Source organism: Arthrobacter sp. NPDC058130 (assembly GCF_042884475.1).
Taxonomy (GTDB): domain Bacteria; phylum Actinomycetota; class Actinomycetes; order Actinomycetales; family Micrococcaceae; genus Arthrobacter.
Genome location: NZ_JBHVTV010000014.1, coordinates 20905 through 47000, shown reverse-complemented (window position 1 = coordinate 47000; position 26096 = coordinate 20905). Strand labels below are relative to the sequence as shown.

Here is a 26096-nt window from a genome sequence, read left to right as displayed (position 1 = left end):
CGGCCGCGGTCCGGGCTTGCTAACGTCAGAGGCAGGAAGCGTGCAAAAGGAGCCCCGAATGTTTGTCAAAGTGTGCGGTCTTAGCACCCCGGATTCGGTCCGCGTCGCGGCCGGCGCCGGCGCGGACGCCGTCGGCTTCGTCCTGACCCGCAGCCCCCGGGAAGTCACGCCGGAACAGGTCAGGAACCTCCTCACCCACGTTCCGAGCGGGCTGCCGGCGGTGGGGGTGTTCCGGCACGAACCGGCCGCCGACGCCGTCGCCGTCGCCCGTGAAGCCGGCCTGGCCTGGGTCCAGCTCCATGGGGACCGCTCACCGGCGGACGTCCGGACGGTGCACGACGCCGGGATGAAGCTGATCCGGGCGGTCACCATGGCGGCCGGCACGGAAGCCTTCGAGGACTGGGGCGAGGACCTGCTCCTGATCGACGCCGCCGTCCCCGGCTCCGGCGAAGCCTGGGACTACGGCTCCGTCCGGGCCAAGGCTCTTGCGGGGCGCAAATGGCTGCTCGCGGGCGGCCTGGATCCCGCCAATGTGGCCCGTGCAGCGGTGGAGGCCGGTGCGTGGGGCGTCGATGTTTCCTCCGGCGTCGAGTCGGCGAGAGGCGTCAAGGACCTGGCCAAAATTGGGGGCTTCGTGCGGGCGGCCAAGGGGTCGGACTGAGGCCCGGCCGGACACGGAAGAGTGGCAGCGGGATGGTCCCCTTGCTGCCACTCTTCTAACGGGGGCTGCCACTCGTCAAACGGACCGGTCGCTTTTCTAACTTGGGAGCCACGGACTATCGACTAGGAGCGTTTGATGATGACGTCATCAATGTATTCGTCACCCTTTTGACGGTTGTGCTCCGCCCCGAGCTGAACTTTGCTCAAGCTGCTCCCCAGCATGCTGACACTCGTGCTGCTGTACCGTTGCACGCCGTCGAACCACACCTGGATTGTTGACTTGCTGCCGTTCGCGGTCACCCGCATGGAGACGTGGTGCCACGCGCTCAGGGAGATGCTGCTGGAGATCAGCTTCGTGTAGACAAAGGCGCCGCTTGGTGAGGTCACCCGCAGCCACAGCTGCCCGTTGCTGTTGTACCGGTAGATGTCTGCAACGCGGGTTGAGCCGGAGAAGAACCGGAAGTACGGGACGTCGTTGCCGGAAACGCCGGCCACCGTGATCTTGAACCAGCCGTCGGCGTATGAGGTCTTGGTCCCCGAGGGAAATGCGGGGGCGGAAAGATTTGCGAGCGAACCGGAATCCGTGGTCACGTGCAGTTTGGCCGAACGGGCACCGGTATGGGTCAGCGAACTGGAAATAGTTGCCGTGCCGGTGCCCGACACCTGGGGGACGAGGCCGCAAAAGCCGCTCGATTCAAAACTCGTGGCGAGCACCACGGTGCCGGGATAGGTGTTTGTCGGCGCGGGGGCGCAGGTCGCGGCGGTGGCAGCCGACGCGGAACCGAAAATGAGGGAACCGGCTACGAGCAATCCGAGCGTCCCCACCGTGCTGAGGGCTTTGAGTTTTCTCATTTGAAGATACTTTCCGTGGTTGGTTCGAGTTGTTGACGTGCGCTTGCCCGGCCCCGGGCGAGTGGCTCCTTTCACACAAGCTGCGCCAGGTGCGCCAGCTGCACGATCACAGCGACGCAGACGATGGCCAGCAGGGCGGCGGTGGTGACCACCACGGCCCGCGGGAGTGCCTTGTCAGGCTTCAAGACGCGCAGCACATCGCAGCTCACGAGTGCGGACACAGTGGCCAGCCCTGTCAGGAAGAGGATCATTTCGCACGCACCATTGCCCGCTTCGGCCGCTTGAGCTCAAGGCCCAGGAAGGCGAGCGTGATCAGCGAGAGGACGCACACGCCAACCGGCGGTGACCAGAGCCGTGCATAGATCATCGCCGTCGCCACGAGGGTGGACATCGCCAGGCTGAAGGCAATTGCGATGGCGATGCTGAGGGGCAGCGCGCCGGTGGCCTGGGCTGAGCGCGGGGGGTCGAAGCGCAGGAGCAGTACCAATGCTGTTCCGGGCCCGGCCAGCATCAGCAGGCCGATCACCGCCAGGCGCAGGCCCTCTGGGCCGACAAACGAGAGCGGTATGGCTGCCAGGGCGACGGCTGCCGTCGCATAGCTCACGTAGCTGCGTTCAGTTGCCATTGCTAACTCCTTCGATGTGATAAATCACGCCGCCGGCGTTTTCGAAAACCTTCGTCCAGCCCGGACTGGTGGCGCAGGTGGCGACAAAGCGTTGAATGTCGCCAGTGGGGGTCGAGCCGCGAAGTTCGGCTGCCTCCTGCTGGCTTTCGGTAACGATGAGGTACGCCCCCGCTTTGTGGGCGATCTGATTGGCCGCGTCACAGCTCAGCGGCGCGGCGTTGGGGATGGGCTCGGCAGCAACGAGCGCCCGGTAGTCGTAGTCCGCGTAGTGCTGGAATCTCCACGGGGTGTTGCGAACAGCCTCAATGAGGACAGAGCCGGTGGGCGCGGTCGAATAGAGGTGGTTCACGACTGCGAGTTCGTCGTTGCTAAAGCTCTCCATGCTGTCATTTCCGTAGCGGGACACGACCGTGGCCGTAGCCAGCACGGAACCCATCAGCAGCAGTGCCAGGGCCCGGCGCAGGCTCAGTCCGGCGGTATGGTCCGACATCAGGGGCAGCACAGCCAGGCAGACCGCAAACGGCAGGCTGAACAGATAGAGGCGCAGGAGCAGTTCACCGCCATATGGCTGGAGGGGAATCAGTACCAGCGGCGCAAGGGCCGCGGCCGCGGTGGCGAGCCACGGCGACTTCCGCCGGTAGCCCACGATGGCGCCGACCACGGCGAGGGCCCAGACCAGCGCGACCTCGGCCATGCGGGTGTAGACGACGAACACATGGGCATCGCTGCCTGAGACCCTGCTGCTCAGCGCACCGAGGCTGTTCGCCCCGATGTCACCGAGCGAGCCGAGCAGCTGGCCGAAGTGACCCTCCACGAAGCTTGAAGCCGCAAAGAGCAGCCAGCCTATGGGCAGGACCACGGCCAGGACCGGGAGGAATCGAAGCCGGAGACGGCCGGTCAGAAGCAGCGCGGCCAGGATGGGGATCACGGCAAACGGGCTGAGCTGGTGGGACGCCGTCATGGCAATCAGGATCAGCGCACAGACCACAACGAGCACCGCCGTGTCCGCCCGGGGTGCCGCTACGGCGCCGTACCGGGGGACTGAGCCGTCAAGGTTGGTGACATTCCGGGCAAGCCACTTGGAGAACTTCGTGCGCTCCGCGGGCCAGGCCCATCCGTCAAACACGCTCAGCAGGCAGGCGACCAAGGTGAGCAGGAGGACGAACGAATAGGCCTGCGGCGACAGATAGTCCTGTCCGATCCAGCTGGCGAGGTAGAAGATCCAGGCTGCCGCCCACGCCTGGCGAGGATTCGCCGTCAGCCGCCGTGCGAGGGCCAGCAGCGGTGCGAGCAAGAGGAGGTTGACCCCCACGGGCGCCCACGTCGCGATGCCCAGAAGGTCTTTTGCGCCCGTTGCCCCGGAGAGCATTCCCAGCAGGTCGAAGAAACCCGGCCAGTTGAAGTAGGCGTCCAGGTTCGGGTTCAGCTGGCCCGATTGGCCAATGGTGTCGGCGATGCCCAGATGGCGGTAGCTTGCCTCCAGCCGGGGCAGGCCATGGATCACGGCGTCAGCGCCATGCAGGATAACTACTGTGACCAGGATCTGCCAGGTCAGAAGCCCGGGAACGAGCCGGCGGAGGCTCAAAGAGGCGACAAATGCGGCCAGACTGAGTCCGAGCGCCACGAAATAGACTGGCGGCAGGGCGGCAATGAGTCCGGCCCCGCCGATCAGCACGGGATCGACCTGGGTCATGCCCCAGACGCCGAGGGCCAGGGCGGCCGCGGCAGCCGCGGCCAGGGCGCCGATGTGCCATGACGGCGTCAGTCCAAGGTTGCGGTGCGTGGGCGGCTTGGCACCGCCGACATGCGCATGCCCATGCGCCTCCTGCCGGTGGGCGCCGTGCGCCGGGAGGCTGGTTGCCGTTTCGCGTATCATCATTTCTCGATTCAGGTCGGCTGGTGGCGCGCCGCTGAGGGAATCTCGCCTGCGGTGGTGGCGGACTTCGCCCGGGTCAGGACGATCAGACGCCGGGCGGCGATCAGCGACGCCGTCGCCTGGGCAACGGCCCAGAGGACGGAGATGCCAGTGAGGCCATATTGCTGGGCCACGGCCACGGCGGGTGCCACGACCAGGATGGCGGCCAGGGTGGCGACTACCGTGGATTCCACGAGCCGCCCTTGGGCCCGGCACAGCCCGTAATAGACCTGGGTCACGCAACTCAGGAGCAGTGCCGGCACGAGTACAGGAAGAAGGGTCCACGCGGACGCGTACTGCGGCCCGAGGAAGCCCAGAAGCAGCGGCCCGGCCAGTATCAGTATCAGCCCGGCCACGAGGGTCAACAGGAAGCTGGCCCGCAGCGCGGAGGCGACCAGGCCCGGCCGCGCCCGCGTTCCCGCGAGGGCCGTTTGCAGGGTAAATCCGGCGGACTGCGGCACGAAGAACACCGCGGAGGCCATCATCCACACCATGTACCAGGCGGCCGTCGGGGCCGGACCCAGAGTGGCCGCCACGATGAGCGGGAGCAGGTAACCGGGCGCGCGATCGGCGAGCATGAGGACGTGGTTGGGAAGTCCCGGCTTCAGGAGTTTCAGGGCCGGACGCGGCCGCAGCCCATGCCTCCAGTCCGGGGACACCTGGGCCCGGCGCAGCTGGCGCAGGCCCACGAGGACGCTGGCCAGCGCGCCGGCGGCAACGGCGCCGACGACCACCTCGACGTCACGGAGCCCGACGGCGAACGCGGCGGCCAGGAAGGCGAGCTGCACGAGGCTCTGCACCAGACTCCTGACCAGCGCGCGGTCGGCACGTTCCTGGGCCACGCCCACGTGGTCAAGCTGGTAGGCGCTGGCGGCGAGAAGCGCCGTGGCCAGGAAAAGTACCGTGACCAGGGGGTCGACCCACGCCTCGCCCACACCCGTGCCAAGCCAATACGTGATGGCAACCAGCAGGCCCGCGCCCAGCAGTGAGAACGCGGCGACGGTTAGCAGGCTTGTGGCAATAAGGCGCCGGCCGCCGTCAGTTTCCGCGGGAAGGAGCGTCAGCGTGGCGGGCCCGACGCCGAGCATCCCCAACTGCACGGTCAGGAGGGCGGCCGACACCACCGCGGAGCTGAGGCCTATTTGCGCAGGTGGCAGCACGAGCGCCGCCAGCGCCCAGAACAGGAAACCCGTCACCATGGGCGCGATCCTCGCAGCGGCCAGCCACGCCGCATTCCCACCGACCGAAATGGGTTTGTGGGCCGGCCGGAGGAGTTCGCCGAACATGGCGCGGTAGTTGTAGAGGAGGAAGCCCATCCAGTACGGCAGGAAGCGGGGTGCCCGGACCAGGGACAGGCCCACACCCCTCACGGTGGCCAGCAGGGGCAGAATCACGAGCCAGAGGTGGCCGGTGTGCTTGCGGACGGTCCGGGCCGTCCCGGCCCCGTCCTGGAGCCACTGGTCGCGGGCGTAGTCGAACGTGTCGTCGAACCGGTGCCTGACCGTCACTGAGTCGGAGACGCCGAGCCGGTAACCAGCCTGCTCCAGCCGGATCCTCAGCTCCACGTCTTCCCCGGAGCGGAAGTCGTCGTCGAACCCGACGCCGAGCAGCACGTCGCGGCGCATCAGTGTGGCGCTGACGCCGAACCACTTACGCACCCGGCTGTGGTTGTGGTGCCAGGCCAGCGCGGCACCCCAGTACCCGGGGCCGTCCGCTTCGCTGGCCAGCCCGAACTGCAGGCCGTCGTAGTCGCCGGCCTCGAACTCGCTCAGCAGCTTGGGCAGGCTTTTCGGCGGCAGGACGACGTCGGCATCGATCAGGGCGACTACCTCACCAGTGGCGCTTCTTGCGCCGAGCATCCGTGCGGCCGGCAGGCCGCGGCCCTCATCGGAGATGACCGTGGCACCGCAGTCACGGGCGATGGCGGCGGTGTCATCCGTCGAGCAGCCATCGATGACGATCATTTCGTGCGGGTGCTGGCTGCGGATCGACTCAAGGCACTCGCCCAGCCACGCTCCGGCATTGCGCGCCGGAACGACAACCGACACCTTCAGATCGCTCACGTGGCCTCGCCTCACTCATCCAGTTTTGAACGGACCAGATTTGCGATGAAGTCAGAGGCCTGGTCCGCAGACCATGCCGCGGGCAGCCGGAGCAGCCAGCAGGGAACATCCTCCAAAGCCCGGCGCACCACGGCCGCCTTCTGGCCGAAATGTTCCTCCAAGGGGACCAGACTGGTGGCGCCGAGGGCCTCGACGAGCCGCCGCGACACCATGGGCAGCTCCGAATGGAAGTTGCCTACGACCCGTGACGTCATCCACTCCGCGCTTCGCGCTTCCAGCCTGGCGTCTGCGCCGTCGAACCGCTCAAGGAAGATGGCCAGTTGCGCCGGCGCCGCGGTCGAAATCCGCTGCGCCCCGAAGACGTGCTCCGGCTGCACCATGCGGTGTTCAGGGGACCAGCGCCGGGTGAACGCGGCGGTCTTCGGGTAGCGGACTATGACCGGATGGACCGCCGTCGCCAGGTGGGCGACCGGCGTCGTCAGCCATCCCGGGGCCAGTGGTTTGCGCGTGCCCCGGAACATGTCCGGGTAGATGGCGCGGTGGTGGGGTTTGATGAACATCGGTTTGGCGTAGCCCATGAGCATCCCGCCGGCGCCCATGAAGGCCCAGTCATCTGCCATGAAGCGAACGTCGCGCATGGCCACCAGTTTCGCCACCGTGCTGGTTTTTCCGACCCCGCCCCAGGCCGGCAGGAGCACCCCGGAGCCTCGGAAATCCACCACGGCGGCATGGATCATGGCCGTCTCCTCCTGGACACACAGCCGGTCCAGCAGGGGAATCACGGAGGTCAGGAGCTCGCCGGCGCCTTCGATCCGGTACCCGTCCTTCGTCTCGATAATCTGGACGCGGTCCGCCGGAATGTAGAGGGATTCCCCGGTGAACCGGTAGGCATCCTCCGCATGGGACTGGCTGGAAACCGGCGATATCTTTGCGCCGATGGTGATCCGCCGTGTCGCGGCGGAGTTCCCAAGGAACGGGGCGAGCATGTCCCGCAGTTGCGGTTCCCCAGGCGTCCCGGCCTCGACATCGATGCCCACGATCCCGTGGACATCGAAGGAGGCTCCGACAGAGGCGCCGGTCGGCTGTTTCACGTCGCGTTCAGGCTGGCTCATGATCCAAGCTTTCTGGGGTCGGGTATCTGCGGTCAGGTGGTTCAGGGTGCAGGGGGTGCAGGTGCTGCACCGGGCAGTCTGCGGGGACGGGCACGTAGGCTGCGCGATTCACTGGACTTCCCTCCAGGGCTCTTCTGCCGACGCCGGGGCCGCTTTCACGGGCGAGGGCGCGGCAGGCAGGCGGCGCCCGCGAACGTAGCCGGTCGCGGTGGCTGCGAGCACGGCGATGATGGCTGCCGCCCGGCCAATCCCGGCAGGGTCGCCGCCGCCGAGCCAGCCGCGGATTCCGGCGAACACTGCCCGTGGCAGGACCTGCCGGACATAGCGCCGTTCAGGGCCCAGTGCCCGCTTGTGGCCAACCACCCTGCTGACCTGCGCCTTGGAAATCCCTTCGGCCCAGGAGCGTGCAAGCATGTAGCGCAGGGTGCCGCGCTCCGCCGGTACGTGGTGATGCACCAGGGCCGCGGGTTCATAGACCACCCGGGATCCGGGAGCTCCGATCACCGCGCGGATGCACAGTTCGGTCTCTTCGCAGCCCAGCGGGATGGCGTCCTGGCGTCCCAAGGCTGTGTTGAAGCCGCCGACACGGTCCAGGACATCGGCGCGGAAGGACATGTTCGCGCCAATGACATTGCGGACTTCGGCGGCTACTTTGGGCATTCCCCGGTACGTGCAGCCGACAATCCAGTCGAGCTCGTTGGCGAAGTGGCCCGGCCGGCCGGCTTCCCAGAGCGGTTCCACCCGGCCGCCCACCGCAAGGACGTCGGGATCGTCGTACAAGGCGGCGAGCCGCTCGAGCCAATCCGGCTCGGCTTCGGCATCGTCATCGAGGAAGGCCACGACCTCTGCCTTGGCGATGCCGGCGCCCGTATTGCGGGCGCCGGAGAGGCCCTTGGGCCCGGTGTTCTCGACTATGACGGCGTCCGGGACGGTGAAGATCAGCCGCTTGTACAAGTCCACGTTGTAGTCGACGACGACGATCGTCTGCTTGGGCGGGACGGTCTGGGTGCGGACCGAGTCCAGGGCGCCCATCAGCCTGTCCCACCGGTCCTCTGAGTAGGAGCATATGACCACGGATACTGCCGGGAGGCTGGAATGTTCGGACATCCTATTCGCCTGCCCGTACGCCCAGGACGCTGCTGGGATCGGTGGGAACGTGGGGGAACACCGCGCTGGGGTACTTGTACTTGACTCGACGCAGGGCCTCGGGGCGGGCGCCGGCGGTGGGGGCCTCCCAGCTCACGCGCTCGCGGGCGAGGGTGCGGAGAACCCGCCAGCCGTCCCGGAACGTGTGCAGGTTCGACTGGCCGGAGATCCGGGACAGTTCGTGGCTGGGAACCTCGGCAATGCGGAGGCCGGCCCTTGAAGCCCGGACAATCAGTTCGGTTTCGATCTCGAACCCGTCCGACTCCAGTTCCAGAATGTCAACGCATTCGCGGCGGAGGGCAATGTAGCCGTAGCAAAGGTCCGAGTAGTCACTGTGGAGAACGGCGTTGGCGAGCCCGGTGAGCATCTTGTTCCCCCCGCTGCGCAGCCATGTGAGGTCGTCGGAGCCGCCGCCCGTCACGTAGCGGGAACCTTTGACGAAGTCGTATTCATGCTGGAGCGGAGTCACCAGCCAGCCGATCTCCTGGGGGTCCATGCTGCCGTCGCCGTCCAGCATGACGATGATGTCACCGGAGGCCGCGGCAAATCCGGCCCGCACGGCGTTTCCTTTCCCGGGGCGGGGCTCGGCCACCACCACGACGTCCAGGCGCATGGCCCGGGCGACATCGACTGTGCCGTCCAAGGAACGGCCATCAACAATTACCACCTCATCTACATAGGAGGGCATACGACGCAGAACCCACGGCAAGTTCATCGCCTCGTTCAAGGTGGGGATCACCACACTGACCGAGGGATTTGCCGGCGGGGGCGTCGTTTGGGGGCGCACGTTTGGCTTGAGATTCGGGATGGACACTGGCCTCACCACTCAATGACGTATTCTGCTCGTCCCAACTGCAGCGCTCTCCGACCTCCTCCAAATCGGAAATAGACCCAACGCTGACGCTGAACAATTGTGGACAACTTAGTGATTTACCCCAGGCTTAAAGTTTGGTCACGGCACCTTGCATTAACCTTGGATTAACTTGAATGCTCAAGCAAAAATGGCGGAAAACGGTTGATGCACCGTTGCCTCCGTGCGACACTGGCCAAATGCGGACGCGCGTTGTATGGGGGCGCGTGGCGGCACGCCGCCGGCGTCTCCACACCCTCTGGTTCAGGCTGGTTCCCGTCATGGTCTTGGGTCCCGCCCTGGCGCTGGCCGCGTGCGCCGCGGATACGGCTCCCCGGGGCGAGCGGCCGCTGTTCACGTCCATGTCGGCGTCGCCGGCCGGGCCCTCCGCAAACCCGGGAAGTGCCAGCCCGGGCACTGGCAACCCGGGCCCTGGCGCCTCGGATACTGGCTCCCAGCCGGGCGTGCCGACCGGGGCTCCGGAAAGCGTCGCCGTGACTGAGCCCGCCCCGGCGTCGGGCGTGCCGGCCGCGCCCCCATCGGAACCCGGATCAGCAGCGCTTCCGCTCCGGACAACGGATGTGACCATGGCAGGTGATCTGCCCGGCTGGAAGCAGGTCTTTGTCGAGGACTTCTCCGCCGGCGACGTCCCGGTGGGCGGCTTCCCCGGCCCGCTCTACAGCGCGCGGTGGAGCGCCGGCTACAAGGACGGGATACCGGACACGGCCGGGCAGGCCAGTGGTGGAAAGTCCGGCTATTACCCGTCGAAGGTGCTCAGCGTCCGCAATGGCTCCCTGGACTGGTATCTTCACTCCGAAAATGGCGTCTCAATGGGGGCAGCGCCCACCCCCAAGATTCCAAACGCGAGCTCCAATCCACCCCGTGCCAACAGTCTGCTCTATGGCCGGTACTCGGTCCGCTATCGGGCGGACGCCTTGCCCGGATTCAAAACCGCTTGGCTATTGTGGCCGGACAGCGGCGTCTGGCCACGGGACGGTGAGGTGGACTTCCCCGAAGGGGATCTGGCGGCGATCATCTACGGCGCCGTCCACTTTGACCGGAACGGTGCCGATGCCTTCGAGAAATTCGATTCGGACCAGTCCGTCACATCGTGGCATGTGGCCACGATGGAGTGGAGTCCCGGGCGGGTTGAGTTCTTCCTCGACGGACGTTCCCTGGGCGTCAGCAATAAGGCGCCGACGTTGCCCATGCACCTGATCCTGCAGACCGAGTCATGCCTCACCGGCTGCCCGGCCCCGGCCACCCAGGGGCACGTCTCCCTCGACTGGATCAGCATCTGGGTGCCGGCCTGAAATGCTGGGAACGCTGCCGGATTACCCGCGCCAGGTCAAAGCTGCGGATTACCTGCGGAGGGTGAACGAATCCGAGAAGGTGTAGCCGTCGGCGGGAACAAACCGGGCGGCAAGCTCATCCACCGTGGCCGTGACATCGAGTGTCCCGAATGCCGGGTCCTGGTTCTTTCCGGACGTGCTGGCGAAGTAGCGCATTTCCGGGTCATCGGATCTGACGTTGTAGAGTCCGACGCCGCCAACGCCCACCGTGGCGAATACGGTCCCGGAGCCCTGGGCCATGGCGGCATCGGTGTCGGCCAGGCACCCGGAGGCGAAGCTGGCGGGAACGAGTTCCGCGCACTCTCCGCCCGTGGCCAGCTGATGCGTCCGCTGATAGACGTGGTCGTGGCCGGACAGGACCAGGTCCACTCCCTTTTCGATCAGCATGTTCGTGAAGTCCTGCCCAGCCTGGCAGTCATAATTGCCGATGCTCAGGCACGGGGTATGCATGCCCACCACCGTCCAGGGGATGTTCTGCGCTTTGGCCTCGTCGATGGCGTCCTCCGTCCAGCGCCAGCGTTCGCTGCCCCGTGAGTAGTCCAGCGGCCGCCCGCCCCGGAACTCGATGCCGGGAGAGACCAGGATGAAGCGGACAACAGGATTCTGCTCGGGAACATCCACGCGCCATTGGGTGCCGTATTCGCCCTGGAGGCCGGGCAGCTTGTTGGGCAGGCACCGGGCATATTTCTCAATGTCGCCGTCACTGCCGTCGCTCTCGTGGTTACCGGTCACCAGTTGGTAGGGGAAGTTCTCGCCCAGGCGGCTGGTGACCATGTCGCAGAACTGCTGTTCGAGCCCGGCCTTGTACGCGAAGTCGCCGAGCGCGAGGTTCAGCTGGGGATCGAGCCTGGCAACGACGTCGAGCACTTTCTTGGCGCCCGAGCCGATGCCCACGTCCCCCTGGGCGGTGAAGTGCACAGGCTCGCCGGCAGACGGTGCGGTACCCGACGGCGGCAGTACGGACGGCGGCAGGGCCGACGATGGCGGTGCGGACGACGGCGGCGCGGACGACGGCGTGCCGGGGCCCGGGCGCGGGGCCGGTTCCGGCGGCCCGGGCAGGCAGGCCGACAGCACCACGCCCAGGCTCATTAGGCACGCGCTGATTCCCGCCTTGCCACGTTTCCCCAACGACCCGGCCACGATTCCTCACATCACTTGGTTGATCAGGACTTGGTTGATCAGGACCTGGTTGATCAGGCTGGTGCGAGCAGTCCTGCGAAGCTCGGTGATTTTCCGGCATTTTTAGGCCAGAGTAGCCCGGCCGTGAAGCGAAGGCCAGAGAATGCGATGGCCAGAGACTGCGCTGGCACCCCAGAGCGGATTCCGCCGTCGAAAATCCGGAATCGCACGCCGGTTGGCCCGGTGCCGTTTGCCGGCAGCCCTGTGTGCACGCGTGCCCGCGTCAGGGCCGGTGGGACCTAGCCCGGGAAGGGCTTCCTCGTTAGCATGCAAGAAGGGGAATACCCCGATCGCCCCGGCGGGACAGGCCCGCCCCCGCTCGAAGGAGACTGTTGTGACTTTGCCCGAAGGTTTGACCCCCGGAGTGTGGACGCTGGACATGTCCCACAGCGAAATCGGTTTCAGCGTCCGCCATGCGGGCATCAGCAAGGTCCGCGGCCGGTTCAACGAGGCCTCCGCCGAGGCCCGGGTGCGCGAGTCGCTGGCGGACGCCAGCCTGCACGCCACTGTCAAGACCGCCAGCTTCGATTCGGGTGACGCCAACCGCGATGCCCACGTCCGCGGCCCCGACTTCTTCGACGTCGAGAAGTACCCCGACATGACTTTTCGGGCCACCAGCATCCGCGGTGACGGGGAGGACTACGTGCTGACCGGCGACCTCACCATCCGCGACGTCACCAAGCCCGTGGACCTCGAAGTCGAGTTCACCGGCGTGGCGGTGGACCCTTTCGGCGCTACCCGGGCCGGATTCAGCGCGGAGGCGGACATCAGCCGGAAGGAATTCGGCCTGACCTGGAACGCCGCCCTCGAAGCGGGCGGGCTGCTGGTCAGCGACAAGGTCAAGATCAACGTTGAGGCCGCCATGGTCAAGCAGGCCGGCGCCTAAGCCCCGAAAAGCCGGGTTTGCACCCGGCATCACGCACTTGGACCGGTTTGCGGAGGCCGGGCTCGAAAATCAGGGTTATTTCCGGGAGAACCACTAATCCGAATGTCACTCCAACGGGCGAGAATGAATCCATGAAGACACTCCTGAACATCATCTGGCTGCTCTTTGGCGGCCTGTGGCTGGCCCTTGGGTACTTCCTGGCCGGCGTCGTATGTTGCGTGCTGGTCGTCACCATCCCGTGGGGGCTGGCCTCGTTCCGCATCGCGTCCTATGCCTTGTGGCCGTTCGGCCGCATGGTGATCGACAAGCCCGGCGGAAACGGCATATTTGCCTTGGTGGGAAACGTCATCTGGCTCGTTGTGGCAGGGATCTGGATCGCGATCGGGCATGTCGTCACGGCCTTCGCCATGGCCATCACGATCATCGGCATCCCGTTGGCGATCGCCAACCTCAAGCTCATCCCGGTCTCGCTGATGCCGCTCGGCAAACAGATTGTCCCGAGCAATACGCCCTACGTGACCGCCTACAGCCCCGGCCGACGCTAAGGCGGCCGCGCAGCCTCGGGGACCGAGGGGGCGTCCCCAGTCCAGTCCAAGCAATCCGAGGGAGAGGACCATGAGCGAACCGGCGTCCGGGGACACGGACCTCATGCTGGTCATTGTGCGCGAGTTCAGGGCCCCGATCCGGGGTGTGTGGTCCGCGTTGACGGACCCGGACGAGGCCCCGCAGTGGTGGGGTCCGCGCGGCTTCCATGTCCAGCGAGAGAGCGTCGACACGGACCTTGAGGTCGGGGGCCTGTACCGCGCCTGCATGATCCAGGACAGCAGCGGGCAGCAATTCTGGTGGAGCGGGGTGCACACCGATGTTGAGCCGCCGCATCTTTTGGTGTTCACCCATGCCTGGGACCGGCCGGACGGCACCCGCGGTTTCGAGACTGAGGTGACGATCCGGTTGGAGGAGGTCGACGGCGGCACCCAAATGACCTTCACCCAGGGGCCGTTCGACTCTGCGGCCAGCCGCGACCGCCACGGCGAAGGGTGGCGCGAATCGTTCGACAGGCTGGCGAATCACCTCAGCGTTGCTGCCTGAGTATCACCGGCTGCCGGTGGGTGCGCGGGACGTTTCTCAAGCGAGTTCGCCCTGCAGGTTCCGGCGGGCCGCCTCAAGCCACAGCCCGCGGGCCCGGTCCGTGTGGAAGAGCGGCTCCAGCTGCAGCAGCCGGCGGACGACGGCGGCGCGGCCGGTGGCGAAGTCGGCGTCGCCGATGTGTGCGAAGTCTTCCCTGACGGCGGCCAGATAGCGGGCGTAGGCGTCCGGGTCCCCGCCGAGGACGGAGAGGTCAGCGTCGCTTAGCAGGGCGCCGGCGACGTCTCCGGGCTCCGGACAGTGGTCCGCCGTCAGCAGGACCAGGCGAACCACTTCGTCCACCTCGGCGGCCGGCAGGCCGGCATGCAGGAGACGGACTTCGGCCAGCCGCGCCGATTCCTCCTCGTCCTGTCCCGCCACGCCGCGGTAGACGGCGTCGTGGAACCAAGCGGCCAACAGTACGGTGCGGGGCGGATCGGCCGGATCGCACAGCAGGTCCAGGGCCTCGAGCACAGCCAGCAGGTGGGTGCGGCCGTGGTACTTCCGGTGCTCCTCGCCCCAGCGGTCCAGCAGGTCCAGGAAGAGGGCGTCGTGCCCCGGCAGCGCCGCATTCCATCTGTTCAGCAGCGGGATCCGGAGGGCCTTGCCGCGCCGGCGGGCCGGGATACGCAGGCCGCTGGCGATCAGTTTGCGGACCAGCACGCGGCCCTCCACGGGGATGGCGCCGGCCGTCACTAGGGCCGCGTACCGGTCCTCGGCGACGTCGTAGTGGTCGCCGTCGAACGCACGCCCGGAGATGCCGGCGGCCGCGGCGAACGCGTGCAGCTCCTCAAGCGAGGTGTCCGAGACAAGGTGCGAGAAGTGCGTTCCGTGGGCAGGCCAGAGCGGCGGATCGACGTAGACGGCCATGGAGGCAGTCTAGCGCCGCCCGCGGATCCTGGCCCGGCGCCGGGCTCCGGGTGCCGAGTGGCCGGGGGTGGGCGGGCTGACGTGGCTGGGCAGTTGGCGGACGTGCGCGGGCGGGTGGTCACACCGCGACGGAGGGGCGGATGTTCTGGTTGCCGTGGAAAACGTTTCGGGGATCAAATTCGCGTTTCACGTTGGCCAGCCGGGCGTAGTTGTCCTCCCCAAAGGCGGCCCGGACGCGGTCCTGGCCCTCGTTGCCGATGAAGTTCAGCCAGACGCCTCCGGTCGCGTAGGGGGCGATGTCCTGGCGGAACCGTTTGACCCAGGCTTTCGCCTCCTGCCCGCCCTGCGGAGTGTCGCCCAGGCCGAAGGGGTGGCTCACCCAGCTGGCGTTCCGGTTCAGCAGGGGAGTGGCCCCAGCGCCGGGCCCGCTCACGGCCCCACCCCAGTGGGCGATCAGCTGCTGGGAACTTGGTCCCGGGAGGTTGCGGGCCGAGTCGATGATGATGTCCAGGGCGTCGTCGGAGAGTGCGTCGTGATAATCGGCGCTCCAGTAGTTGTACTTGCCGGGCGGGTCGTCGAGGGAACACTGGAAGTCGGCGTAGTCCGTATCCTCCACCAGGTCCACCGCAGGGCCAAGCTCCCGGTAGGCCTTGGCATGTTCCTTTCCTTCCGCGGCGTCCCCGGCGAACACGTACACCACGCACACCACCATCTTGCCCACCAGGTTCGCGGGCACAAACGGCTCCGCGGGCGCGATCGCGTAGATGAGGGTGGCGGACTCTTCGTTGGGCGCCGCAAGGGCCAGTTCCCGGTAGCCACGGCTGACTTCTGCAGCAGCGTCCCCAGGCCACATCAGCAGTCCGGCGTGTACCTTTGGCCCGAGCTGATGCAGGCCGAACGTGAAGGACGTGGCGACGCCGAAGTTCCCGCCGCCTCCGTGCAGGGCCCAGAACAGCTCGGGGTTCTCCTGGGCGCTGGCCGTCACCTGCTCACCGGCGGCCGTGACCAGATCCACGGAGACGAGGTCATCGCAGGCGAAGCCGAAGGCGCGCTCGAGCCACCCGGACCCGCCCCCGAGCGTGAAACCTGCGAGACCAGTCGTGGAGACGCGCCCGCCGGTGATGGCGAGTCCGTACTCTTGGGTCGCGCGGTCAAACTCCCCGCAGGTGAGGCCTGCCCCCACGGTGGCCGTGCGGGCCTCCGGGTCCACCCGTGCGGATTTCATTGGACGAACGTCGACTACGAGGCCGCCGTCGTTCATGGACATGCCGGCCACGGAATGCCCGCCCGCGCGGACGGCGACATCGAAGCCGTGTGTCCGCGCGTACGCCAAGGCCTCGACCACCTCTGCCGAGTCGGCGCATGGGGCAATGACGGCCGGATGGCGGTCGATCATCGCGTTGAAGAGTCTTCGAGTTTCGTCGTATTCCGGGTGACCCGGCCTGACCCACTTCATGGCAGTGCTCCCTCGGTGACCGCGGCTCCGCCCCACTTTCCGAGCTTACGACCGCGCGCCGAATGTGGCTACGGCGTTCGGCTTGGCCGGCGGAACAGCACAGATGCCCGGGGTGCCTGGACGCCTGCCTGCCCTGCGGCCGGATGGGCCAGCTGGTGTCTTGGCGGGTGACTCGGTGGGCGCCGGGGGGTCAGTCGCGGGCGGCGCGCACCGGGTGCTGGCTAATAATGGAAACCCGGTTGAACGCGTTCATCGTGATCGCCAGCCAGCTGATGGCGGAAAACTCCTCGGCCGTCAGGTGTCGACGGGCCTGTGCGCCCTCGTGGTCACGGGCGTGGGCGTCACTGATGGTGGTGATGGCCTCGGCCAGGGTCAGGGCTGCCCGTTCCTTTTCGGAGAACAGCGTGGTGTCCCGCCAGACAGAGAGGACAGCCAGCCGCTGGGCCGACTCGCCATTCTTGACAGCGTCGCCCACATGCATGTCCAGGCAGTAGGCGCAGCCGTTGATCTGCGAAATGCGAACATTGAGCAGCTCGATCAGCATCCCGTCCAGCCCCGCCTCGGCGGCGGCTTCCTTGGCTTTCAGGCCCAGCCCGTTGAGTGCACGCCACGCCGCCGGGTGCTCCTTGTCCAGGAAAACACTCCGGTGATCAGGATTCTGCGGAGCCGCCGTCTCAGTCATGGATTCCACAATACCGACGAGCTTCGGCCCGGCCCGGAGGGTCGTGTGACAGTTTTGTCAAATGTGTGACAAGCTGTGGGGGTGGGAGTGTTTGGTTCGGTGGCCGGTTCCTTGGGGGACCCGGCCACCGAACCGCTACTGCGGGGCCGGGCATCGCCCCGTTGAGCCCCGCCAAGCTTTGCCAAATCCGAACTTTCGCCAGACCCCGCAATGGGACATGCCCATTTTTGGGTGCCGCGGGGGACATGTCCAGTGGTCGCGCTTGGCCGCGGGGGACATGTCCGGCCTTCAGGCCTGGGAATGGGCACAAGTGGAGTATGTTCATTGGTCGCGCTTGGCCGCGGGACATGTCCGGTGGTCGCGCTTGGCCGCGGGACATGTCCGGTGGTCGCGCTTGGCCGCCGGGGACATGTCCAGTGGTCGCGCCTGGCTGCGGGGGACATGCGGAGTATGTCCATTCGTGCGGGCCAATGAAGGGCATGTCCAGTGGTCGCGCTTGGCCGCGGGGGACATGTCCAGCCTTCAGGCCTGGGAATGGGCACAAGGGGAGTATGTCCATTGGTGCGGGCCAATGAAGGGCATGTCCGGTGGCCGCGCCGGGCTGCGGGGGACATGTCCAGTGGTTGTGCATGTCCGGTGGTCACGCCTGGCCGCGAAGGCCATGTCCCGTGGCGTCACACGGAAGCACGAACCGCAGCAGCAGCAGCGCGGGAGGCAGACCGGGCCAGTTCGGCCCCCGCCGCCCGCATGGCGTCCGGGTTGCCGGCCACGATGATGCCGGCAAAGCGGCCAGCGTCGTCGCCGAGGTCCGGATCCACCGACCCCACCACTGCGTAGACGGGCTTGTCGCCGGCACGGGCCAGGATGGCGGCGATGATCTTCCCCTGCCCGGTCTGGGAATCCAGCCGGCCCTCGCCGACCACCACGGCGCTGCTCGCGGCCACTTGCGCGTCGAAGCCCAGCAAATCCAGCACATAGTCTGCGCCGGACACCAGGCTGGCGCCGTAGCGTGCCCACATGCCGCCGGAGAACCCGCCGGCCGCGCCGGTCCGGTCCACCAGGCGCGGATCGCGCCCGGAGTCGGCGGCGAAGCGTTCGGCCTGCAGCTCGAGCCGGCGGGTCAGGTCAGCGACTACGGCCGGGCCGGCGCCCTTCTGCGGGCCGAACACCCGGGCGGCGTCGGAAAAACGCGTGGTGACGTCGCTCAGGATCACGACGTCCGCCCCGCGGAGCCCGCCGCGCTCCTCGATCGCCGCGATAGCCCCGGCGCCGCCGTCGGTCGTGGCAGACCCGCCGCCCGCGACCAGCAGCCGGCGGGCCCCCTGGCGGACGGCCTCCGCCATGAGCACGCCGGTGCCGTAGGTGCTGGCGGCCACCGGGTCCCGGTCTCCGGAAGTGGGCACATTGAGTCCGCTGGCGAAGGCCAGGCCGACGACGGCGGTGCCGTCGTCGGCCAGGGCGATGGCGGCGTCGACCGCGTCACCCCACGGGCCCACGGTGCTGACGCGGACGGGCCGGGCGTCCAGGCCCCGGACCAGGACCTCGAAGGTTCCCTCGCCGCCGTCGGCCACGGGCAGTTCGACGGCGGCGCCTCCCGCCGAACGGATCCCGCCGGCAATGTGCGCCGAGACCTGCGGCGCCGTGAAGGTGCCCTTGAAGCTGTCCGGGGCCACGAGGATGCTCATGCGCTCAGAAACCCACCTTGTCACGGCCCTTGAGCTGCAGCATTTCGCGGGCCTCGTCCGGGGTGGCGACCTCGAAGTTGAGGGCTTCCAGGATGGTGCGGATCCGGGTGACTTGTTCGGCGTTGGACGCGGCGAGCTGTCCCGGCCCGATCCACAGGGAATCCTCCAGGCCCACCCGGACGTGGGAGCCCATGGCGGCGCCGATCGTGGCGAGCGGCATCTGGTTCTTGCCGGCGCCGAGGATGGACCACTCGTAGTTTCCGCCCAGCAGCCGGTCTGCGGTGCGGCGCATGTGCATGAGGTCCTCGGGGTGCGCGCCGATGCCGCCGAGCAGGCCAAAGACCGACTGGACGAACAGCGGACCCCTGGCCAGGCCGCGGGCGTGGAAGTGGGCCAGGTTGTTCAGGTGCGAGATGTCGTAGCACTCGAACTCGAACCGGGTGCCGTTTTCGTTGCCGATGCCCAGGATGGTCTCGATGTCCTGGAAGGTGTTCTTGAAGACCAGGTCGCGGCTCTTCTCGAGCCCCTCGCGCTCCCAGTCGTGGCCGAATTCGGTGAAGCGCTCCAGCATCGGGTACAGCCCGAAGTTCATCGAGCCCATGTTCAGCGAGGCGAGTTCCGGCTTGAACAGCGCAGCCGGCTGCATGCGCTCCTCGACGCTCATGTGCGGCGAGCCGCCCGTGGTGATGTTGATGACGGCGTCGGTGTTGCGCTTGAGCTTGTCCAGGATCGGGGCGAAGTGCTCCGGGTCCTGCGAGGGGCGGCCGTCCTTGGGATCGCGGGCGTGCATGTGCACAATCGCGGCTCCGGCCTCGGCGGCGCCGATCGCGGCGTCGGCGATCTCTTCGGGGGAGACGGGCAGGTGCGGGGACATGGACGGGGTGTGGATGGCGCCGGTGACGGCGCTGGTGATGATGACTTTGCGTGCAGCAGCCATGGGTGTCGCTCCTCGGTTGATCAGTAGAGTTTTTCGGTGTTGCCGTCGACGGCGAGGGCCTGGCCGTTGACGTTGCGGGCCAGGTCACTGGCCACGAAGACGGCCATATTGGCGATGTCCTCGGCCTCGATCAGCCGGCCCAGCGAGGACTGGTTGTGGTAAAGCTCGGACACCTCGTCCGAGGGCCGGCCGAGCATTTCGGCCTTGGCATTGATGACCGCGTCGATCCGGGGGCCATTGACGGCGCCGGGGCAGATGGCGTTGACCCGGATCCGGTCCGGGCCGAGTTCGATCGCCAGGGTCTTGGTGAGCCCGACGACGGCCCACTTCGACGCCGAATAGGCGCTGCGGCCGGCCATGCCCAGCCGGCCGGCGGCCGAGGACAGGTTCACGATCGAGGCGCCGGTGCCTTCGCGCAGCAGGGGCAGGCCATGTTTGATGCAGAAAAACTGGCCGTGGATGTTGACATCGAAGGTCGCTTTCCACGCCGCGGCGTCGAGGGATTCCAGGGGGCCGGTGGGCCCGGCGATGCCGGCGTTGTTGACCAGGACATCCAGGCCGCCCAGTTCCTCCCGGACCGTGGCCATGAGGGCGCGGACCTGCCATTCGTCAGAGACGTCGCTGACGGCGGCGGCGAGGCCGTTGACGCGGGCCTTCTCGACGGCGTCGGGGTCAATGTCGGTGACGAAGACGGCGGCATCGAGTTCCCGGAACCTGTTGGCGATGGCCAGGCCGATGCCGTTGGCTCCGGCGGTGACCAGGACGCGTTTGGCGGTGAAATCCATGAGTATTCCTTGCAGTGGGATGGTTTGGAGCGCCCGTTCCGGACGCGCGGCGCGGCGCATCCGGAACGGGCGGTGAGCAGTGGGTCAGTGGGCGGCCGGGACAGTCGCGGGCTTCTCCGTGCCGCGTTTCAGCAGCAGGGACAGCAGCGCGCCGATGACGCACATGGCCACGATGAACCACAGGCCGGACAGCTTGGAGCCGGTGGCGTCCTGCATGAAACCCATGACATAGGGACCCAGGAAGCCGCCGCAGAGGCCGACGGTGTTGACGAAGGCGATGCCGCCGGCGAGGGCGGCGCCGCTGAGACGGGTGGCCGGGTAGGTGAAGAGGATCGGCTGCAGGGCGAAGAAATTGAAGGCTGCGAGACAGAAGCCGATCATGCCGAGCAGCGGGCCGCCGACGGCGCCGAGCGCGAAGCCGGCGACGATGCCGGTCATGGTGCCGGTGACCAGCATCCGGGAGCGGCGGCCGTCGGTGGCGAAACGCGGGACCAGCAGGGCGCCGGCCGCGGAGAAGATCCAGGGGATGGCCGTCAGCAGGCCGATCTGCAGCGGGCTGAGCTTGCCGTACGTACCGATGATGGAGGGCAGGAAGTAGGACAGGGCATAGACGGCGATCTGGTGGGTGAAGTAAACGCCGACGACGAGGAGGATCTGCTTGTCCTTCAGGACATCGCGGAGCCGGTGGTTGCCGGAGGCCTCGGCGCCGGCAGATTCCTCGGCGGCGATGCGGGCCTCAAGATCGGCGGCTTCCTCGGCGCTGAGGAAAGTTGCCTGGCTGGGGCGGTCCGGGAGCTTCTTCCAGACGACGTAGGCGAGGATGCACGCCGGGAGGCCTTCGACGAGGAACATCCACTGCCAGCCGTGCAGGCCGCCGAGTCCGTCCATGGTCAGCAGCAGGCCGCCCAGCGGGGCGCCGACAATGTTGGCGATGGAGACGCCGAGCAGGAACATTCCGTTGGCCTTGGCGCGGTCCTTGACCACGAACCACTGGGTCAGGAAGTACATGACGCCCGGGAAGAGCCCGGCCTCGGCGACGCCGAGCAGCATCCGCATGATGTAGAAGGACCATTCGCCCTGGACGAAGGCCATGCCGGCGGAGATGATGCCCCAGGTGATCATGATCCGCATGATCCAGAAGCGGGCGCCGACCTTGTGCATGATCAGGTTGGACGGAATTTCGGAGAGTGCGTAGGTCAGGAAGAACAGCCCGGCGCCGATGCCGTAGGCGGTGGCGGAGATGCCGAGGTCGATCTCCAGCCTGTCCTTGGCCATGCCGATGTTGGTGCGGTCCAGGAAGGCCATGATGTAGGCGCCGATCAGCAGCGGCATCACGCGGCGTAGGATCACGCCGTTGATTTCCTGCGGTGTGCGCATCTTCTTTGGTGCGGTTACAACTGACATGGGTCGGGGTCCTTGTGTTGGTGGGCGGGCTCGGTGGGCGGGATCGGTGGTCAGAGCGGGCGTGCGGAAGGCAGGCAACCGGGAACCGTGCTGCGGGCGCACGGAGCCTCCGTCGTGAGGGATTGGCGTGGATTGGTGTATGTGGACGGCTGGCCCGAGGATGGGCCGGCCGGCGTGTTGCTGCGGGGGTGGCGCCGGGCGTGTGGCTACCGGTGTGGCGCCGGGCCTCAGATGTCCGGCGGCGTGCAGCCGCACGTCCGCCCGACATGCAGGCGGTGCCGGCACACTTTCGAGGTGTAGGAGGCGGACGGGGAATCGATGCGTTTGAGCAGCATGGCGAAGGCCTCGTTGGCCATTTCCTGCTGCGGTTGGACAATGCTGGTCAGATTGATCAGCCCGGAGCGGCTGTGCGGCAGACCGTCACAGCCAGCGACGGCGACGTCGTCCGGGATGCGCAGGCCGCGCGACAGGGCGTATTCCATGACGCCGATGGCAAGTTCGTCGCTGCCGCACACCACGGCCTGGGGCGGAGTTCCGGCGGAGAACAGCCGTTCCGCCGCCAGCCGGCCGCCCTCGTTGTTGACCCTGGTGCTGATCTTTCGGTCGCCGCTGATCGTGATGCCCGCCGCGGCGGCGGTGCGGACAAACGCCTGTTCGCGGGCCAGGGAGGCGGTCGAGAATCGGGGCCCGATGACCGTGGCGATTTCGGTGAACCCGTGGCTGAGCATGTGCTGCATCAGCGTGGTGGCGGCCGCGTCGTCGTCGATCCCGACAAAGTCCGAGTCGAGGAAGTCCGCCCGCCGGGACAGGCACACGTAGGGGATCCGGGCCGCCCTCAGCGTGCGGAGCGCGGTGGCGTCGTCCCGGAGCGAGGCGGCCAGGATGATGCCGTCCACGTTGCGGTGCGCCAGCGTGGAGGTGACCTGCGCAAGGACCTCAGGATCATCCTGCGTGGTGGCGACGAAGACTTCGTAGCCGGACTCCGCCGCAGCCGTGATGACGCCCTGCGCCCAGCGCGGGAACATCGGATTGATGATGTTCGGCAGGATCAGCCCGATGACCCGGGTCCGCTGCGGGTCCGTTGACTGGGAGGGCTTACGGGGCCTGAAGCCGAGCTCGTTCGCCACGTGGATGATGTGGCGCCGGGTCTCCGGTGAGACGCCGCCCTTGCCGTTGAGGACGTAGGAGACGGCGGCGGAGGAAACCCCGGCGGCCCGGGCTACTGCGGCGGCCGAAACCGGCGCGACGCGGCCATCCAAGGTGGCGCTTGTGACGTGTTCGTGCATGTCCGGCCCTCCTTCGCGTCGGTTCGTGTTGCTGTGACCCCAGTTACAGTAAGGAGCCCGTTCGTCGTTAAGCAACGTTAAGTGATACTTGCAGGCTGCGTGGGCGGCGGGCGCGGGACATGCCCGTTGGTCGAGCCCAGTCCGAGGGGACATGTCCATTCCTGGGCACAGTCCGAGGGGACGCGTCCATTGTTCGCGCCCAGTCCGAGGGGACATGTCCAGTCCTGGGCGCAGACTGAGCGGCATGTCCATCGTTCGAGCCCAACCCGAGGGGACATGTCCAGTCTCGGGCTGGGGCATTGGGCATAGTGGGGCTATGTCCATTCTTTGGGCCCGGGGGAGGGCATGTCCCGCAGCCTCAGTCCCCAGCCCCCAAGCCTCCAGCCCCCGTCCCCCGGGCCCGCGGGCAGTCCGCCCCTAGACAGGCGTTTCGCTGTCGGCAAACATGGAGCCAGCGCCCATCACGGCAAAGTTGAGCGATGTAGACTCAACCCTGACATAAAGACCATTCCGGAAGGAGCCCTCTGTGGACGCCAAGTTCACCACCAAGAGCCAGGAGGCTCTCGCTGCCGCCGCCATGAATGCCTCGACCGCGGGAAACCCGCAACTCGAGCCCGCCCACCTGCTCAAGGCGCTCATGGACCAGCGGGAGGGCGTCGCCGTCGCACTGCTCCGGGCAACGGGCGCAGACCCGGATGCCGTCAGCGTCCAGGCGAGCACCGCCATCAAGGCCCTGCCCTCGACATCCGGAAGCAGTGTGCAGCAGGCGCAGTTGTCCCGGGCCGGGCTGCAGGCGATCAAGAATGCCCAGAACGAGGCCGAACGGCTCGGGGACAGCTTTGTTTCCACCGAACACCTGCTGCTGGGCCTCGCTGCCGGGAGCGACGGCGTCGGGAAACTCCTGCGCGAGGCCGGCGCCTCCCACGAGGCGCTGTTGGCCGCCCTGCCCGGCGTCCGCGGCGACCGGAAAGTGGACAACGCAGACCCGGAAAACTCGTTCCAGGCGCTTGAGAAGTACGGCACCGACCTCACCGCGGTCGCCCGCTCGGGCAAGCTGGACCCGGTGATTGGCCGCGATGCCGAGATCCGGCGCATCATTCAGGTCCTGAGTCGGCGCACCAAGAACAACCCCGTCATTATCGGCGAGCCCGGCGTCGGCAAGACTGCCGTCGTCGAGGGCCTCGCCCAGCGGATCGTGGCCGGCGACGTGCCCGAAAGCCTGCGCGGCAAGACCCTGATCGCCCTGGACCTCGCCTCGATGGTGGCGGGGGCGAAGTACCGCGGCGAGTTCGAGGAGCGGCTCAAGGCCGTGCTGGAGGAGATCAAGAACTCCGAGGGGCAGATCGTCACGTTCATCGACGAGCTCCACACGGTGGTGGGCGCCGGAGCCACCGGGGACAGTTCCATGGACGCCGGGAACATGCTCAAACCCATGCTGGCCCGCGGCGAGCTGCGGCTGATCGGCGCCACCACACTGGACGAGTACCGCGAGAACATCGAAAAGGACCCCGCGCTGGAACGCCGGTTCCAGCAGGTCTACGTGGGCGAGCCCAGCGTGGAGGACACCATCGGCATTCTGCGCGGCCTCAAGGAACGGTACGAAGCCCACCACAAGGTCTCGATCTCCGACTCCGCCCTCGTGGCGGCCGCGACCCTCTCCAACCGGTACATCTCCGGCCGGCAGCTGCCGGACAAGGCAATCGACCTCGTGGACGAGGCCGCGTCCCGGCTGCGCATGGAAATCGATTCCGCTCCGGAGGAGATCGACCAGCTCCGGCGCCAGGTGGACCGCCTGACGATGGAGGAACTGGCCTTGGCCGGCGAGACCGACCCTGCCTCGATGGAACGCCTTGCGGCCCTCCGCGCGGACATGGCGGACAAGAAGGAGGAGCTCGCAGCCCTGAACGCCCGGTGGGAGGCAGAGAAGGCGGGCCTGAACCGGGTAGGCGACCTGCGGGCCAAGCTCGACGAGCTCCGCTCCGCGGCCGACAAGGCCCAGCGCGAAGGGGACCTCGAGACGGCGTCGCGGATCCTCTACGGCGAGATTCCCGCCCTGGAACGGGAACTGAGCGCCGCGGCAGAGGCTGAGGCCGCCGTGCCGGACAAATCCGGGCAGATGGTGGCCGACGAGGTCACCGCCGATGACATCGCCGAGGTGATCTCGGCCTGGACCGGCATCCCCGCCGGGCGCATGCTGCAGGGCGAGAGCCAGAAGCTGCTGAACATGGAACACGTCCTCGGGGAGCGGCTGATCGGCCAGAAGAAGGCCGTCGCCGCGGTCTCCGACGCCGTGCGCCGCGCCCGCGCCGGGATCAGCGACCCCAACCGGCCCACCGGCTCGTTCCTGTTCCTCGGCCCCACCGGCGTCGGCAAGACCGAGCTCGCCAAGTCCCTCGCGGACTTCCTCTTCGACGACGAGCGCGCCATGGTGCGGATCGACATGTCCGAATATTCGGAGAAGCACTCCGTGGCCCGGCTCGTCGGGGCCCCTCCCGGGTACGTCGGCTACGAGGAGGGCGGCCAGCTCACCGAGGCCGTCCGGCGGCGCCCGTACTCGGTGCTGCTGCTCGACGAGGTGGAAAAGGCCCACCCGGAAGTCTTCGACATCCTCCTGCAGGTGCTCGACGACGGCCGGCTCACCGATGGCCAGGGCCGCACCGTGGATTTCCGCAACGTGATCCTGGTGCTCACCTCGAACCTGGGCAGCCAGTTCCTGGTGGACCCGAGCCTCGACGCCGCGGCCAAGAAGAATGCCGTCATGGCCATGGTGAACGCCTCGTTCAAGCCGGAGTTCCTGAACAGGCTGGATGAGGTGGTCCTCTTCGATCCGCTGAGTGTGGAGGAGCTGTCCGAGATCGTGGAACTGCAGGTCAAGGAGCTGGGCGAGCGGCTCAAGGGCCGCCGGCTGAACCTCGAGGTCACCGAGGGCGCCCGAGCCTGGCTGGCCGTGACCGGCTTCGATCCGGCGTACGGGGCACGGCCGCTGCGCCGGCTGGTCCAGCGCGAGATCGGCGACCGGCTGGCCAAGGAAATCCTGGCCGGCGAAATCAACGACGGCGACACCGTCCTCGTGGACACCGCGCCGGACCTGATGGAACTCACCATGGGCGAGCTGGAGGACATGGACCTGTCCGACCGCGGCGCGGCCACCGGCAGCGGACTGTCGGTCCGGCGCAAAGAGCAGGCGCCGCCGAAGCAGTAAGCCGTAAGAGCAGAAGACCGCAAC

At 67.5% G+C, this 26096-nt stretch carries 23 protein-coding genes; 6 read left to right on the top strand and 17 right to left on the bottom strand.

Annotated elements, in window-relative coordinates; all coding sequences use genetic code 11:
* The first annotated feature begins 58 nt into the window (after nt 1-58).
* Entirely contained in the window at nt 59-661 is a 603-nt protein-coding gene (locus ACFVTM_RS19440) for a phosphoribosylanthranilate isomerase (RefSeq protein ID WP_390205591.1), read from the top strand.
* A 122-nt stretch (nt 662-783) separates the two neighbouring features.
* Here the strand turns inward: ACFVTM_RS19440 and ACFVTM_RS19435 are convergent, their stop codons facing one another.
* The 8 genes from ACFVTM_RS19435 to ACFVTM_RS19400 form a co-directional block, all read right to left on the bottom strand.
* The gene (locus ACFVTM_RS19435) at nt 784-1512 is read right to left on the bottom strand and encodes a hypothetical protein (protein WP_390205590.1); all 729 of its coding nucleotides are present in this window, start codon (nt 1510-1512) and stop codon (nt 784-786) included.
* Between the two features lie 71 nt (nt 1513-1583).
* On the bottom strand, nt 1584-1763 hold the full coding sequence (locus tag ACFVTM_RS19430; RefSeq protein ID WP_390205589.1) for a hypothetical protein: 180 nt from the start codon (nt 1761-1763) through the stop codon (nt 1584-1586).
* Entirely contained in the window at nt 1760-2137 is a 378-nt protein-coding gene (locus tag ACFVTM_RS19425) for a hypothetical protein (RefSeq protein WP_390205587.1), read from the bottom strand. Before ACFVTM_RS19425 ends, ACFVTM_RS19430 begins: the two co-directional genes overlap by 4 nt.
* The gene (locus ACFVTM_RS19420; RefSeq protein ID WP_390205585.1) at nt 2127-4016 is read right to left on the bottom strand and encodes a hypothetical protein; all 1890 of its coding nucleotides are present in this window, start codon (nt 4014-4016) and stop codon (nt 2127-2129) included. Before ACFVTM_RS19420 ends, ACFVTM_RS19425 begins: the two co-directional genes overlap by 11 nt.
* 8 nt (nt 4017-4024) lie before the next feature.
* Nucleotides 4025-6115 carry a glycosyltransferase gene (locus tag ACFVTM_RS19415; protein WP_390205584.1) on the bottom strand — a complete coding sequence of 697 codons (2091 nt, stop codon included), beginning with the start codon at nt 6113-6115 and terminating at the stop codon, nt 4025-4027.
* An 11-nt stretch (nt 6116-6126) separates the two neighbouring features.
* Nucleotides 6127-7227, bottom strand: a complete 1101-nt coding sequence (locus ACFVTM_RS19410) for a hypothetical protein (RefSeq protein ID WP_390205583.1) — start codon at nt 7225-7227, stop codon at nt 6127-6129.
* A 108-nt stretch (nt 7228-7335) separates the two neighbouring features.
* Nucleotides 7336-8334: a glycosyltransferase family 2 protein gene (locus tag ACFVTM_RS19405; RefSeq protein WP_390205581.1), complete on the bottom strand. Its 999-nt coding sequence runs from the start codon at nt 8332-8334 to the stop codon at nt 7336-7338.
* Between the two features lies 1 nt (nt 8335).
* The gene (locus ACFVTM_RS19400; RefSeq protein WP_390205707.1) at nt 8336-9115 is read right to left on the bottom strand and encodes a glycosyltransferase family 2 protein; all 780 of its coding nucleotides are present in this window, start codon (nt 9113-9115) and stop codon (nt 8336-8338) included.
* 695 nt (nt 9116-9810) lie between these two features.
* Here ACFVTM_RS19400 and ACFVTM_RS19395 point away from each other — a divergent pair.
* Nucleotides 9811-10536: a glycoside hydrolase family 16 protein gene (locus ACFVTM_RS19395; protein ID WP_390205579.1), complete on the top strand. Its 726-nt coding sequence runs from the start codon at nt 9811-9813 to the stop codon at nt 10534-10536.
* A 48-nt stretch (nt 10537-10584) separates the two neighbouring features.
* Here ACFVTM_RS19395 and ACFVTM_RS19390 read toward each other — a convergent pair whose 3' ends face one another.
* Nucleotides 10585-11664 (bottom strand): metallophosphoesterase, encoded by a 1080-nt coding sequence (locus ACFVTM_RS19390; RefSeq protein WP_390205578.1) that lies wholly within the window; start codon nt 11662-11664, stop codon nt 10585-10587.
* A 424-nt stretch (nt 11665-12088) separates the two neighbouring features.
* On the opposite strand from ACFVTM_RS19390, the gene ACFVTM_RS19385 reads away from it, so the two are divergent.
* The 3 genes from ACFVTM_RS19385 (at nt 12089) to ACFVTM_RS19375 (ending at nt 13729) form a co-directional block, all read left to right on the top strand.
* A complete protein-coding gene (locus tag ACFVTM_RS19385; RefSeq protein ID WP_390205577.1) occupies nt 12089-12640 on the top strand; it encodes a YceI family protein in 552 nt (183 codons plus the stop codon).
* 131 nt (nt 12641-12771) lie between these two features.
* Nucleotides 12772-13185, top strand: coding sequence for a YccF domain-containing protein (locus ACFVTM_RS19380; RefSeq protein ID WP_390205576.1), 414 nt, complete (start codon nt 12772-12774; stop codon nt 13183-13185).
* Between the two features lie 70 nt (nt 13186-13255).
* Nucleotides 13256-13729: an SRPBCC domain-containing protein gene (locus ACFVTM_RS19375; protein ID WP_390205575.1), complete on the top strand. Its 474-nt coding sequence runs from the start codon at nt 13256-13258 to the stop codon at nt 13727-13729.
* 36 nt (nt 13730-13765) lie between these two features.
* On the opposite strand, the gene ACFVTM_RS19370 is transcribed toward ACFVTM_RS19375, so the two are convergent.
* The 8 genes from ACFVTM_RS19370 to ACFVTM_RS19335 all read right to left on the bottom strand — a co-directional run bounded on the left by ACFVTM_RS19370 (nt 13766) and on the right by ACFVTM_RS19335 (nt 22870).
* Nucleotides 13766-14635, bottom strand: a complete 870-nt coding sequence (locus tag ACFVTM_RS19370) for a DUF4031 domain-containing protein (RefSeq protein ID WP_390205574.1) — start codon at nt 14633-14635, stop codon at nt 13766-13768.
* 118 nt (nt 14636-14753) lie between these two features.
* A complete protein-coding gene (locus ACFVTM_RS19365; protein WP_390205572.1) occupies nt 14754-16091 on the bottom strand; it encodes an FAD-binding oxidoreductase in 1338 nt (445 codons plus the stop codon).
* Nucleotides 16092-16281: 190 nt separating this feature from the next.
* On the bottom strand, nt 16282-16773 hold the full coding sequence (locus tag ACFVTM_RS19360) for a carboxymuconolactone decarboxylase family protein (protein WP_390205570.1): 492 nt from the start codon (nt 16771-16773) through the stop codon (nt 16282-16284).
* Nucleotides 16774-17447: 674 nt separating this feature from the next.
* Nucleotides 17448-18458, bottom strand: a complete 1011-nt coding sequence (locus tag ACFVTM_RS19355) for a glycerate kinase (protein WP_390205569.1) — start codon at nt 18456-18458, stop codon at nt 17448-17450.
* 4 nt (nt 18459-18462) lie between these two features.
* Complete coding sequence (locus ACFVTM_RS19350) at nt 18463-19395, bottom strand: 3-keto-5-aminohexanoate cleavage protein (RefSeq protein WP_390205568.1); 933 nt, start codon at nt 19393-19395, stop codon at nt 18463-18465.
* A gap of 20 nt (nt 19396-19415) precedes the next feature.
* The gene (locus tag ACFVTM_RS19345; RefSeq protein ID WP_390205566.1) at nt 19416-20180 is read right to left on the bottom strand and encodes an SDR family oxidoreductase; all 765 of its coding nucleotides are present in this window, start codon (nt 20178-20180) and stop codon (nt 19416-19418) included.
* A gap of 84 nt (nt 20181-20264) precedes the next feature.
* Entirely contained in the window at nt 20265-21584 is a 1320-nt protein-coding gene (locus tag ACFVTM_RS19340; RefSeq protein WP_390205564.1) for an MFS transporter, read from the bottom strand.
* A 227-nt stretch (nt 21585-21811) separates the two neighbouring features.
* A complete protein-coding gene (locus tag ACFVTM_RS19335) occupies nt 21812-22870 on the bottom strand; it encodes a LacI family DNA-binding transcriptional regulator (RefSeq protein WP_390205562.1) in 1059 nt (352 codons plus the stop codon).
* Nucleotides 22871-23396: 526 nt separating this feature from the next.
* Here ACFVTM_RS19335 and clpB point away from each other — a divergent pair.
* A complete protein-coding gene (gene clpB, locus ACFVTM_RS19330) occupies nt 23397-26072 on the top strand; it encodes an ATP-dependent chaperone ClpB (RefSeq protein ID WP_390205561.1) in 2676 nt (891 codons plus the stop codon).
* The last annotated feature ends 24 nt before the right edge of the window (nt 26073-26096 follow it).